Genomic DNA, 12569 nt, shown 5'->3' with positions numbered 1-12569 from the left:
AAAAACTGCAACGATTTGTGATCAAATCTCCGCAGCGAGTCGGCTGCCCTGGTTAATGGCCCGTTTGGCATCCAGCTCGGCCGCCACATCGGCGCCACCAATCAGGTGCACCGGAATGCCTGCCGCCTCGACACCCGCCTGCAGCTCGCGAAGAGGTTCCTGACCGGCACACACAATGATGGTATCCACCGGCAGAACTTTGTCCTCACCCTGCTCTGCGCCTTTCGGCGTCACCGTGATGTGCAGACCTTCATCGTCAATCTTGCGATAGGTCACCCCCGGCACCATCTGCACATGGCGATTCTTCAGCGAGGTTCTGTGAATCCAGCCCGTGGTCTTGCCCAGATTCTTGCCCACCTTGGAAGCTTTACGCTGCAGCAGATAGACCTCGCGAGCCGGGGCCGGCACTTCCGCTGTAACGCCCTGGATACCGCCACGATGCTCTACCGACAGATCCACACCCCACTCCTTCATGAAGTGTTCGGTGTTCAGCGAGGGAGAAGCACCCTTGTGGACGATAAACTCGGACACATCGAAGCCGATACCACCGGCACCGATCACCGCCACTCGCTGGCCCACCGGCTTGCGCTCCAACAGGGCGTCGAGGTAACCGATAACGTTCGGGCGATCAATGCCCTCGATATCCGGAGTGCGGGGTTCCACACCAGTAGCCAGAACCACTTCATCGAAACCACCCGCTTTGAGTTCCTCGGCGGAAACCCGGGTATTCAGACGTACATCGACCCCGGTCTTGTCGAGCATTTTCCGGAAATAACGCAGGGTTTCGTAGAATTCTTCCTTACCCGGAATACGCTTGGCCACGTTGAACTGGCCACCGACTTCACTGCCGGCATCAAACAGGGTCACCTTGTGACCACGCTCCGCGGCCACGGTGGAAAACGCCAGGCCCGCAGGGCCGGCACCGACTACCGCGATGGACTTGGGCTGCGCCGTTTTAACGTAAGCCAGCTCGGTTTCATGGCAGGCCCGCGGGTTGACCAGGCAGGAGGTCAGCTTGCCGCTGAAGGTATGGTCCAGGCAAGCCTGGTTACAGCCGATGCAGGTATTGATCTCGTCGGCACGATCCTGCTCCGCCTTCAGCACCAGCTCAGCATCGGCCAGGAACGGCCGGGCCATGGAGACCATGTCGGCATCGCCGTCCGCCAGGACTTTTTCGGCGACATCCGGCATGTTAATCCGGTTGGTGGTCACCAGGGGAATGCTGACCTCGCCCTTCAGGCGCGCTGTTACCTTGGTAAATGCAGCCCGGGGCACCGAGGTGGCAATGGTCGGAACACGGGCTTCGTGCCAACCGATACCGGTGTTGATAATGGTGGCTCCGGCTTTCTCGATTTCCTTGGCCAGGTGAACCACTTCTTCCCAGGTGCTGCCGTCTTCAATCAGGTCCAGCATGGACAACCGGTAGACGATAATAAAGTTCTCACCCACCCGCTCACGGACCCGGCGCACAATCTCCAGCGGCAGACGGATACGGTTCTCGTAGCTGCCGCCCCACTGGTCGGTGCGGTGGTTGGTGTGAGCGACGATAAACTGGTTGATGAAGTAACCTTCAGAACCCATGATCTCGACACCGTCATAGCCGGCCCGCTGCGCAAGAGCGGCGCAATTCACGTAATCGTCGATCTGCTTCTGGATACCGGCTTCGTCCAGCTCCCTGGGTTTGAAAGGGTTGATGGGCGCCTGAATAGCAGAGGGTGCCACCAGCTCCGGAGAGTAGGCGTAGCGGCCAGCATGCAGAATCTGCATGCAGATCTTGCCACCTTCGTCGTGAACCGCCTTGGTGATGATCTTGTGCTTGTCGGACTCTTCCTCGGTATTCATCTTGGCCGCATGCTGGAATACCGCACCTTCCGTATTCGGGCCAATACCACCAGTCACGATAAGACCAACGCCGCCACGGGCGCGTTCCGCGTAGAAAGCAGCCAGGCGTTCAAAACCGTTTTTCACTTCCTCAAGGCCGGTATGCATGGACCCCATCAGGGTACGGTTGCGCAACGTGGTAAAGCCCAGATCCAGAGGCTTCAGAAGATTGGGGTATTTGCTCTCACCGGAAGCTGTGGTCATGGAATTCTCCTCATCTGATCAGGTATCGGGACATACGCCCATTTGTTATGGGCATAACACTACCGAGCCTGACCACTGCCAACAATATCCAAAAACAACATTTGATTATCCCTGAACAACATTGATAATAAGCCTATGATCAAATCCCGAACGCCGGCCCGGAATGCCCTGGGCGATATCAGCCTGCTCTATGTCTCCGTACTGCTGAGGGCCGTTGCTGCCGAAGGCGGAGATCCGGAACAGCTGAAAGCACGGTTCCACCTGAGCGCTCCGGAACAGGCGGCCGTTGATGCCCGCATCAGCATCCCAAGATTCATGCGACTGGGGCACGCCGCTATCAAAGCCACGGGGAATCCGGCGCTGGGGCTGCGCATGGGGGCACTGTCTCGCCCGGTCGACGCTGGCATGGCGGGGCTTGCCGCCGAAACCGCCGGGACAGTCGCCGGGGCGCTTGAATTGCTGGTGCGATATTCACTCCTCACCAGCCATAATTCCCGTGGCGCCCCCAGCTTTCAGCGCGCACTGAAAACCGTAAGCTTCTATTCCATTCGCCCCTACAACCACTACAACTATTTTGTGGTGGATTCCGTGCTGGCCGCCTGGACCCAACTGATTCGACACATGACCGGCCGCTACGATGTACTGGAGCGTGTCCGCATTGAGTACCCATCCATTGGCCAGGACGACCTGTTCGAGAGCTGGTTCCGATGCCCGGTAGAATTCGGGGCTCCGGCAAACGATATCCAGATCAAGGACACAATCTGGGAGCTGGTACCGGCACAGGCGCAGAGAGGCATGAATGAGAAACTGGTGAGCCTGTGCGAACAGGAACTGCAGCGAATCCAGCGAGGTTGGCGGATTGCCGATCGCGCCCGTCATCACATGGCGCCGCTGCTGGTGGGACGCAAGGTGTCACTGGAAGCTCTGGCGGCCAAAATGGGCCTGACAGCCTGGACACTGCAACGACAGCTGGCCGAAGAAGGCAGTGGATTCCGGCAATTACTGGACGATACCCGCCAACAACTGGCATGGGATTACTTGAAGGAAACCGACAGCTCGCTGGCAGAAATTGCCTGGCTACTTGGTTTTGCCAATCCACCGGCATTCCACAAGGCATACCAGCGATGGCATGGCATCAGCCCGGGAGAGCATCGAAAGATTCTGAGGAACAAGGAAAACTGACAATACTTCAGGGGGAGGTAAAAATGGCGGAGCGGACGGGACTCGAACCCGCGACCCCCGGCGTGACAGGCCGGTATTCTAACCAACTGAACTACCGCTCCGCGTAGCTGCCTGAGCTATCTTGCGACTGCTCTGTGACAACGAGGGCGCATTATAAAGAGGCCCTCGTTTATGTCAACGATTTTCCCAAACTTTTTTCAGGTTTACCTGAATCGCCACTTACATGGCATCAACCATGGCATCCTTGCCCTGGGCCGTCTTGCGGTACTCAATCGGTGTCATGCCAGACCAGCGCTTGAATGCCCGATAAAACGTGCTGGGTTCGGAAAAGCCGGTCAGGTAGACGATCTCGTCGATGGACTCGTCGGTGGTCGCCAGTAGCTGCCGCGCCAGTCGGTAACGGAAATCCGCCAATACCTGATTGAAACTGGTCTCGGCCTCGGTCAGCCGGGTGCGCAGGGTCCGGGGCTTGATCCCCAAACGCTCGGCCACGGCATCGAGCGTGACTTCGCCGCTATCGAGCAATTCCGCGATGATGCGCTCCACCTGGCCAACAATGTCCTTCTTCTCGAGCCGGGCCACCTGCTCACTGGCGAAGCGTTCATGCAGGGCCAACAGTTCGGGTTCCGCATGAGGCGATGCATGGGACAGCAATTCGGCGGGGAAATAAAGCCGGTTCTCCTCAGCACCGAACACCACGTCACAACCCAACACCTCACGAACATGGTCCTGACCCTGCTGCCGATCATGCTCGAACTCAATCCGGGATGGGTAGAAATTGCCGTCGGTAATGGATTTGAAGAAGGTAATCAGGCCTTGAACAAAACACTCATTGAAGTGTTTCAGACGGCGAACATCGTCTGAGGCGGTATCCAGAACCATGCAGGCTTCATCGCCAGCCACGAAAAAATCCGTGTTGGCGGCATCGCTGAGCAAGCGCTGATAATTCTGGGCGCGGCGCAATCCCTCTCCAAACGTCGGACTGCTCAGGAACAGGTATTCCAGCACCTGCCCCTTGTAGGCGGGGAGCAATGGCCCGAGGTGCAAGCCAACATCAGGATCACCGGAAACATCCTCCACCGCCTGCCAGAAATAGAGCTGGGCGCTGTGGGGAGTCCTAAGCTGATCCGTGTATACGTACTGCTCGTTAACGCCAAGGCGGCTGAAGATGGCGTCGGTATCAATACCTCTTCGCTTCATCGCCTCGTATATCAGGCGCAGCATCACGCCTGCATCACGTAGTTCCTGCATAGTATCCCGCTTTTTTATTTATTGGTTACTACTTTGACCCGCCGGACAGGGCCCGGAGCACGCCAGGTCAATGCCAGATCTGGCCGGGTTTGCCAGACTTTCGTCGTACATTAGAGCATATCAGGCCACAGACGCACAGTTGTACCAGAAATTGGCAATGCCCAGAATAAAACCACATTGCCATCAAGACATGCACATGGACGCCGGCCCCGGGCCGACCAAGGAGAACGCTACGATGTCCGCGCCACTGGTTTATCACCACACGCCTCCTGCCCTCTTACCTCTGTACGGCAAGGCACTGCTGCCGAAATCCGGAAAGAACCACCCGGAAGCGGTGCAGATTCCAAGACTTGAGGCCAGCCTCCTGGGCGTTACAACGGACACCCCCGCCCTCCGTGATTATCTGAAGGTCTGCGGTTTTCACCCGGGAACCCGACTGCCAGTGACCTGGCCGCATATCCTGGCGTTCCCCCTGCATCTGAAACTGCTGACCGAACCCGCATTCCCGCTGCCGTTGCTGGGATTGGTGCATCTGAGAAACAGCATCACCCAGCATCGCCCTCTGGCCGCAGGCGAAAACCTGGACCTCAGGATCATCCTGGACAACCAGCAACGCACCGACCGGGGCCTGGAATTTGACCTGGTGACGGTAGCGAGGGCCTCAGGGCGCCTGGTCTGGGAGGAAGTCAGCACCAACCTGTTCCGGATGGCCAACGGGCACAGTAAAGCCGGCTCAAAACCGAAACCGGAGCTGGAAACCTATCCATTCTCCGAAGCGATCAAGGCCCCGGAAAACCTGGGCCGGCAATACGCCAAAGTGTCCGGCGATCGTAACCCGATCCACATGCACGCCTTGAGCGCCAGAGCTTTCGGCTTTCCGCGGGCCATTGCCCACGGCATGTGGAGCAAAGCCCGGGCACTGGCGCTGCTGGAGAATCAGGAAGGTTGGAAGGATGGCCCGGTGCGGGCCAGTTGCCAGTTCAAGAAACCCCTGCTGCTGCCGGGGAATGCCATGCTCAACTGGCAGACTGGAAAGGATGGCTGGGATTTCCAGTTACTGAATGCGAAGGGCGATGCCCCCCACCTGACCGGGCGCATCGACTGGCTGTAGCGTTTATTCCTCCGGAGCGCAGGGTTCTCCCTCGGCTCCAGAAACAGGCAGGGTAAACCAGAAGCAGGCGCCACCGTCGTCCGGCCGCTCGTATCCGATTTCGCCCCCCTGAGCCTGAATCAGGGAGCGACAGGTGGCCAGCCCGATGCCCATACCCTCGTCCTTGGTGGTATGAAACGGATGAAACAGTTTCTCTTCGGCTTCCTCGGCGACTCCGATGCCATGGTCCCGAACCTGAACCCGGACACAGTGGTCGCCACAACGGCGGGCACTCACTTCCACCGGTGTTGAGGCGCCGGCACTGCGAGTCGCTTCCAGCGCATTGCGTATCAGGTTCAGTGCCACCTGCTGCACCTGTATGGGATCGGCCAGCACATCCGGCAACGAATCCTCTACCTGCACCTCAATGCCACCTTCATTGTTGCGCATGTCGACTTCCGCAAACTGGCGGGTATCCTCCAGCAAGCCGGGAACCGAGAGTATTTCCTTACCGGTGGCAGGCTTTTTCATGAATCGCCGGATCCGGCGGATGATTTCACTGGCGCGATGAGACTGAGCCTCGACCTTATCCAGGGTTTCCTGTAGCAAACCCAGATCGGGCTGTTCCTTGCCCATCATGCGCTTGGCCACACGGGCATAATTGGTGATCGCCGTCAGCGGCTGATTAACCTCATGGGCAAAACCGGCCGCCATTTCGCCCATGGTACTCAAACGGGAGGTGTGAGCCAGCTGGTCGCGCTGCTCCTGAACCATGGCCCGGGCATCCTCCAGGGCCTGTTCGTTTTCCAGCTCGGTGGTGATATCCCGGAACACCACCACCGCACCGTGGAGTTCTTCGTCATCCAGTTTTGGCGTTGAGCGATACTCCGCGGGGAAACCGGAACCATCAGCCCGCAGCATGCGGATATCGCGCTGATTCTCGGCCACACCTTGCCGGCAGGTGGCCATCACCGGCAAGTTGTCTTCCGAATCCGCCGCAGTCGAGAAATGCAGTTCAAAAAAGCTTCTGCCGATCAGGTCTTCAACCGGACAGCCCATGATCATGCCCGCGGCGGGATTGGCAAATTCGATGATGCCATTCTCGTCGAGACCATAGATGCCCTCGCTGATGGAGTTGAGAATCCGTGCCTGATCACCCTGGAGCTCGCGGTTCCGGGCCTGCAGTTCACGCTCAAGGCGGATCACCTGGGCATGGGTTTTCACCCGCGCAATCACTTCCTGGGACTGAAACGGCTTGGAGATGTAGTCCGCGCCACCAAGAGAGAAACCTTTTACCTTGGCCTGCAGATCATCCAGCGCCGACAGAAAAACCACCGCGCAGTCGGCCGTTTGCGGATCGGCTTTCAGGCGCTCGCACACCTCATAGCCGTCCATTTCCGGCATCATGATGTCCAGAAGGATGACTTCAGGGTGGTGTCGGTGGGCAAGGTCCAGCGCTTTTTCGCCTTCGTTGGCGATCAGCAACCGGTAGCCTTTGTCTTTCAGGGTCTCGTAGAGGACTTTCAGGTTCTGCGGGTTGTCGTCCACCAACAGAACCGTCACCTCGGAGTTCTCACTGACAGTTTCAGTCATAGAAATAAGGCCGGTTAAAAACGTTCGGATATGATGACGGTGCCGGCCGTCCTAGTCGATAAGGTCCTTTACGGACAGGACCATACGTACCAGATGGGCCAGGGAATGGGTGCCCATTTTGTGCATGACGCGGGAACGGTGAATCTCTACGGTACGCTGGCTGATCTCCAGCTCAATGGCGATGACCTTGTTGGCCTGGCCGGCAATCATGCGATCCATGATTTCCCGCTCGCGGGGTGTCAGGCTCTTCACCCGACGGATGATTTCCTGTTTCTCGTCCAGGGATTTACGCTGCTCCCGGTCCTGCTCCAGAGCCGCCTCGATTTTCTCGAGCAGAGCCTCTTCCCGATAGGGCTTCTGGATAAAGTCCACGGCGCCCTCTTTCATGGCATCCACCGCCATCGGCACATCACCATGGCCGGTAACAAAGATGATGGGCAGGATTGAATGCTTGTCGTTAAGCTTCTTCTGCAGCTCCATGCCATCCATCCCGGGCATACGGATATCCAGCACGATGCAGCCGGCCATCTTGTCGGAATAGTCCTTCAGAAAGGCATTGGCGCTTTCGTAGGTTTTCACCGGCTTGCTATCGGATTTCAGCAACAACTCCAGTGAATCACGAACGGCTTCGTCGTCCTCTACCACGTACACAGTTTGCTGGATATCAGTCATGGATCTGTACTCTCCTGTCCGTTTTATTATGGTGCCGGTCAGTGAATGGACGGATCTTTATGATCGTCCCGGGCGTGTTCCTGCCGCTCATGCTCGCGCATTTTTTCGAGCCGTTGCTGGATAATGCCAAAAACACTCTGCTTGGGGTACCTGCCTTTATCATCGGCTTTACCCGCCGGCTTGCCCAGTAACAGTGTAATCGCCTCTTCCACCCGGGCAACCGGGTACACCGCAAACCGCCCTGCCCGGGCCGCCTGCACCACTTCGCTATCCAACATCAGGTTCTGGACGTTGGTAGTTGGAATGATAACGCCCTGGCTGCCGGTCAGGCCGCCTTTGAGCTCGCAGGTGGCATAGAAGCCTTCCACTTTTTCATTCACGCCACCAATCGGCTGCACCTCGCCAAACTGGTTAACAGAGCCGGTAATCGCCAGATCCTGCCGCACCGGAATCCCGGACAAGGCCGAAATCAGCGCACAAAGTTCCGCCAACGAGGCACTGTCGCCATCCACCTCGCCATAGTTCTGCTCGAAGGTCAGGCTGGCAGACAGGTGCATGGGATCGTTCACCGCAAAATGAGAGGCCAGCCAGGAGCTCAGAATCATCACGCCCTTGGAGTGGATATTGCCGCCCAGCTTCACATCGCGCTCGATGTCCATGACCCCGCCATCACCATAGTAGCAGCTTGCGGTCACCCGATTGGACAAACCAAACTCGAAGCCACCGGTGGACAATACCGAAAGTGCGTTGACCTGGCCAACGCAGGTGCCCGTGGTGGTCACCAGCGTGGAACCGTCCCGGATGGAATCATAGAACTGATCACGGATGCGGCTGCTGCGGTAACGGGCACTCTCCAGCGCACGCTCGACATGCACCTCAGAAATCAGCTTGGCACCAGCCTGGCGGGCCCAGAAATCCGACTCGCGCAACAGATTGGCGATGTCGGCAGCATGCAACGACAGCCTGTCCTGATGGTCCGCCATACGGGCACTATGCTCGATAATGCGGGCCACCGCCTTGTTGGTGCAATGCAACAACTTCTTCTCAACCACCAGGCTGGAGATGAATTTGGCGTACAGCAACTGGCTTTCTTCGGTGCGGTACATCTCGTTTTCGAAATCCGCCGTTACCCGGAACAGCTCGGCAAATTCGGAATCGTATTCCTGCAGCAGCATCCAGGTTTCCCGGTCGCCGAACAACACGATCTTGACGTTCAGAGGAACCGCCTCCGGCTCGATGGAAATGGTGCCAGACAGGGTCAGCTCCCGCTCCAGGGAATTGATCTGGATAGATTTCGAACGCAATGCCCGCTTCAGGCCATCCCACACGAACGGCTGCTCCAGCACCTTGATGGCGTCCATCAGCAGATAGCCACCGTTGGCCCGATGCAGGCTTCCGGACCGAATCAGGGAGAAGTCGGTAAAGACCGTGCCCTTGTAGGTCACGTTTTCCACGTAGCCGAACAGATTGTGATAGGTGGGATTATCTTCCACCACCACCGGCACTTCATTGGTTTTCTGGTGCACCAGCACGTTGATCAGGTAGCGCCGGGGCATTCTCTTGTCCAACGCGGCCCAGGCGATGGCGGCCTGCTCCTCGTCGTCTTCCAGGAAGATATCCAGGTTATCCACCAGGTCTTTGCGAACCGCCTCCAGGTAAGCAACCACATCGGGTTGCTCACGGTATTTCTCCACCAGCTCGTCAATCTGATGGCCAGAAATACCTTCCAGGGTCTCCTGGTTCAGGGCCTGCTGTTTGTCGGCATACTCCTGTTCCCAGTCCGCCATTTTCCGCAGTGCCTGGCGCAGCTTCTTCTCAAGCTTGTTGATCGAGTCCTCAAACTTGTCCCTCTGTTCCTCGGTCAGCGCCTGAAAGCTTTCTGCGGTGTGCGGCTCGTCACCATTCATGGCAACCAGGCGATAGCCCCCGGGTGTAGTCACCGTCAGGCTCACTTTTTTCCGTTTGGCCTGGGCGGCCACTTTGGCCAGCTCGTCTTCCTGCTTCTTACCGTATTCGTTCTTCAGCTGCTCCGAGCGTTCCAGAAAGCTGTCGCTGTCGAAGGTCTGGGGAATCGTTTTCACCAGCCGGGTCATCAGCTTTTCCATGTCCTGCTTCAGCTGGGTACCCATGCCTCCCGGCAGCTGCAACAGCTTGGGATTACGCGGCTCCTCGAAGTTGGCGACATAGCACCAGTCATGGCTTTGCTGCAGGGTATCCACATGATGCTCAAGATAGCGCAGCATCATGGTCCGCTTGCCCAGTCCATTCCGGCCAACTGCGTAGACGTTGTAGCCGCCATGGGGCATGGCCAGGGCAAAACGCACCGCCTCCTGGGCACGGTTCTGGCCGACAATTTCGGCCAGGGGCTCAAGTTGCCTTGTGGTCTTGAATGGCAGGTCTTTGAGGACGCAGGCTTTGTACAGCTGATGCAGGGGCAGAGACTTCAAATTGGCTTCCCGTAACGGTCAGTTTTGTCGAATTTCAAGCCCGCCATTGTAGTGCCTGGGGCCGGGTCTGTCGCGTACCTCGTCCGGTTTTATCGAAAGGGGCCAGAGCCGGCAGCATGTGCCAACTCGGTCACAAAACCGGCCGTGGTCATTTTTCATGCAGGCCGTCGATTACTACACTTCATCTCCCGGACGGAATCCGGCCACAACAAGTACAAGACACGTGATGACTGAAAACATGACGAATAATTCCGCAGATCGCCGTATCAAGGATCGTTTTCCGGCGTCCTGCCTGAGGGTGCAGCTGCGTGAGCGCGGTTTCTTCGGCCGCGGCAAACAGCCTGTAACAGTTACCTGCCTGGACATGAACCGTTACGGTATGGCGGTGCTCTGCCCCCGGCCAGTGGATGTAGGTGTGCGACTGTTCCTTGATATCGAAGGCAAGTACATCAGTGAATCCCGGGTCGGTGCCCGGGTTATCGCCTGCCAGCCCTACCAGGCGGGATATCGGGTCAGCCTGCAGTTTGCCTATTGCCTGGATAAAAATGCCTACTCACGAACGATGGACAACGCACTGTCCCGTATTGAAGGCTTCTACAACCGCTACGCCAGCTGATCAGATCAGGCCGGCGTCAAGGCTGGCCGCCACTGCCATACCCAACTCGTAACACTGCTGTTCGAACTCGTCCCGGAATTCACCCCGGCATACCAGTGCATCCTGCACCAGCTTCCAGCGCAGCCCTGTGGTTATGGTCTCAATAGCTCGGCGGGTCCCGGTACCATCATGGCCGGCACGGATATAAAAGGCAAAAGGCAGGCCCTGGGTTTTCTCCAGGCAGGGATAGTAGCTGCGGTCGAAAAAGTCTTTCAGGGCGCCAGACATGTAGCCGAGGTTTTCCGTGGTGCCCAGGATGATGGCGTCGCATGCGAGGATGTCTTCGGGGCCAGCTTCGAGAGGCGCCTTTACCACCACCTCTACCGCTTCGATGTCCGGATTACGAGCGCCATTTTCGATGGCGCTCCGTAATCTCAGGGTATTCGGAGACGGGGCATGAGCCACAATCAGCAGTCGCTTCATGTCACGCCTCCCTATCTTTCTCTTTTTAGAATTTACAGCAGTTCGCCATTGGCTTCAGCAGGAGCCTCCGCCGTCTCTTTCTTGACCGGCTTGGGCATCAGCTTGTCACGCACTTTAGCCTCGATTTCATTGGCGATATCCAGGTTCTCTTCCAGGAACTTACAAGCGTTTGCTTTGCCCTGGCCGATCTTGTCGCCGTTATAGGCGTACCAGGCGCCGGACTTGTCCACAAAGCCTTCTTTCACGCCCATGTCGAGCACTTCCGCCATGTGGTAGATGCCCTTGCCGTACATGATCTGGAATTCTGCCTGCCTGAACGGAGGCGACACCTTGTTCTTGACGACTTTTACGCGGGTTTCGTTACCCACCACTTCGTCGCCATCTTTCACCGAACCGATGCGGCGAATATCCAGGCGCACAGAGGAATAGAATTTCAGGGCGTTACCACCGGTGGTGGTCTCGGGACTTCCGAACATAACGCCAATCTTCATACGGATCTGGTTGATGAACACCATCAGGCAATTGGCGTGCTTCACATTACCGGTGAGCTTGCGCAGGGCCTGTGACATCAGGCGGGCCTGAAGACCCACGTGGCTGTCGCCCATTTCGCCTTCAATTTCCGCTTTCGGTGTCAATGCCGCTACCGAGTCAACGATGATCACATCCACCGCGTTCGAGCGCACCAGCATGTCGGCGATTTCCAGAGCCTGCTCACCGGTGTCCGGCTGGGAAACCAGCAACTCATCAACGTTAACACCCAGCTTTTCCGCATAAACCGGGTCCAGGGCGTGCTCGGCATCGACGAAGGCACAGGTTTTACCCTGCTTTTGCGCTTCTGCGATAACCTGTAGTGTCAGCGTGGTTTTACCGGAGCTTTCCGGGCCGTAGATCTCGACGATACGTCCGTAAGGAAGGCCACCAATACCCAGAGCCACATCCAGCCCCAGGGAGCCGGTGGATACGGCAGGAATCGCCTCACGGGGCTGATCGCCCATCTTCATTACGGCACCTTTACCGAACTGGCGTTCGATCTGGCTCAATGCTGCGCCGAGTGCTTTCTTGCGGTTATCTTCCATTCTTGCAAACCCTCGTTACCTGGGCCGCTCAACCTTGCGGCAAATGCGGCAGAATCCGGAGAAAACCTGAATAGCCATCCAGTGTTTTCCTGTAT

Annotated in this window: 10 protein-coding genes and 1 tRNA gene; 3 read left to right on the top strand and 8 right to left on the bottom strand. The window is 57.5% G+C overall.

What is annotated here, in order from left to right; translation table 11 throughout:
* Positions 1-21 precede the first annotated feature (21 nt).
* A complete protein-coding gene (locus ACSSVV_RS16520) occupies positions 22-2085 on the bottom strand; it encodes an oxidoreductase (RefSeq protein WP_454106591.1) in 2064 nt (687 codons plus the stop codon).
* 135 nt (positions 2086-2220) lie between these two features.
* On the opposite strand from ACSSVV_RS16520, the gene ACSSVV_RS16515 reads away from it, so the two are divergent.
* Positions 2221-3267: an AraC family transcriptional regulator gene (locus ACSSVV_RS16515; RefSeq protein WP_454106590.1), complete on the top strand. Its 1047-nt coding sequence runs from the start codon at positions 2221-2223 to the stop codon at positions 3265-3267.
* A gap of 24 nt (positions 3268-3291) precedes the next feature.
* On the opposite strand, the gene ACSSVV_RS16510 is transcribed toward ACSSVV_RS16515, so the two are convergent.
* Positions 3292-3368 (bottom strand) — tRNA-Asp (locus ACSSVV_RS16510).
* A gap of 118 nt (positions 3369-3486) precedes the next feature.
* Positions 3487-4518 carry an AraC family transcriptional regulator gene (locus ACSSVV_RS16505; RefSeq protein WP_031211009.1) on the bottom strand — a complete coding sequence of 344 codons (1032 nt, stop codon included), beginning with the start codon at positions 4516-4518 and terminating at the stop codon, positions 3487-3489.
* Positions 4519-4753: 235 nt separating this feature from the next.
* On the opposite strand from ACSSVV_RS16505, the gene ACSSVV_RS16500 reads away from it, so the two are divergent.
* Positions 4754-5629 carry a MaoC family dehydratase gene (locus ACSSVV_RS16500; RefSeq protein ID WP_454106589.1) on the top strand — a complete coding sequence of 292 codons (876 nt, stop codon included), beginning with the start codon at positions 4754-4756 and terminating at the stop codon, positions 5627-5629.
* Between the two features lie 3 nt (positions 5630-5632).
* Here the strand turns inward: ACSSVV_RS16500 and ACSSVV_RS16495 are convergent, their stop codons facing one another.
* The 3 genes from ACSSVV_RS16495 to ACSSVV_RS16485 are packed head-to-tail and all read right to left on the bottom strand — an operon-like array spanning position 5633 to position 10320.
* Positions 5633-7201, bottom strand: coding sequence for an ATP-binding response regulator (locus tag ACSSVV_RS16495; RefSeq protein WP_454106588.1), 1569 nt, complete (start codon positions 7199-7201; stop codon positions 5633-5635).
* Positions 7202-7252: 51 nt separating this feature from the next.
* Complete coding sequence (gene fixJ, locus ACSSVV_RS16490; protein ID WP_396622807.1) at positions 7253-7873, bottom strand: response regulator FixJ; 621 nt, start codon at positions 7871-7873, stop codon at positions 7253-7255.
* A 38-nt stretch (positions 7874-7911) separates the two neighbouring features.
* Positions 7912-10320, bottom strand: coding sequence for a Lon protease family protein (locus ACSSVV_RS16485; RefSeq protein WP_454106587.1), 2409 nt, complete (start codon positions 10318-10320; stop codon positions 7912-7914).
* Between the two features lie 238 nt (positions 10321-10558).
* Between ACSSVV_RS16485 and ACSSVV_RS16480 the strand changes: the two genes are divergently transcribed.
* Positions 10559-10936 carry a PilZ domain-containing protein gene (locus ACSSVV_RS16480; protein WP_454106586.1) on the top strand — a complete coding sequence of 126 codons (378 nt, stop codon included), beginning with the start codon at positions 10559-10561 and terminating at the stop codon, positions 10934-10936.
* Here the strand turns inward: ACSSVV_RS16480 and ACSSVV_RS16475 are convergent, their stop codons facing one another.
* Positions 10937-11398: a flavodoxin family protein gene (locus ACSSVV_RS16475; RefSeq protein WP_454106585.1), complete on the bottom strand. Its 462-nt coding sequence runs from the start codon at positions 11396-11398 to the stop codon at positions 10937-10939. It abuts the gene before it with no gap.
* Between the two features lie 32 nt (positions 11399-11430).
* Positions 11431-12474, bottom strand: coding sequence for a recombinase RecA (gene recA, locus ACSSVV_RS16470; protein WP_011785554.1), 1044 nt, complete (start codon positions 12472-12474; stop codon positions 11431-11433).
* Between the last annotated feature and the right edge of the window lie 95 nt (positions 12475-12569).

The sequence above is a fragment of the Marinobacter sp. MBR-105 genome, from assembly GCF_053628895.1.
This window is presented reverse-complemented; position numbering and strand designations above follow the sequence as displayed.

Bases quoted from the DNA above. Each gene is read 5' to 3' on its own strand.
- fixJ (WP_396622807.1), bottom strand. From the start codon at position 7,873: ATGACTGATATCCAGCAAACTGTGTACGTGGTAGAGGACGACGAAGCC.
- ACSSVV_RS16480 (WP_454106586.1), top strand. From the start codon at position 10,559: ATGACGAATAATTCCGCAGATCGCCGTATCAAGGATCGTTTTCCGGCG.
- recA (WP_011785554.1), bottom strand. From the start codon at position 12,474: ATGGAAGATAACCGCAAGAAAGCACTCGGCGCAGCATTGAGCCAGATC.
- ACSSVV_RS16500 (WP_454106589.1), top strand. From the start codon at position 4,754: ATGTCCGCGCCACTGGTTTATCACCACACGCCTCCTGCCCTCTTACCT.
- ACSSVV_RS16515 (WP_454106590.1), top strand. From the start codon at position 2,221: ATGATCAAATCCCGAACGCCGGCCCGGAATGCCCTGGGCGATATCAGC.
- ACSSVV_RS16505 (WP_031211009.1), bottom strand. From the start codon at position 4,518: ATGCAGGAACTACGTGATGCAGGCGTGATGCTGCGCCTGATATACGAG.
- ACSSVV_RS16520 (WP_454106591.1), bottom strand. From the start codon at position 2,085: ATGACCACAGCTTCCGGTGAGAGCAAATACCCCAATCTTCTGAAGCCT.
- ACSSVV_RS16495 (WP_454106588.1), bottom strand. From the start codon at position 7,201: ATGACTGAAACTGTCAGTGAGAACTCCGAGGTGACGGTTCTGTTGGTG.
- ACSSVV_RS16475 (WP_454106585.1), bottom strand. From the start codon at position 11,398: ATGAAGCGACTGCTGATTGTGGCTCATGCCCCGTCTCCGAATACCCTG.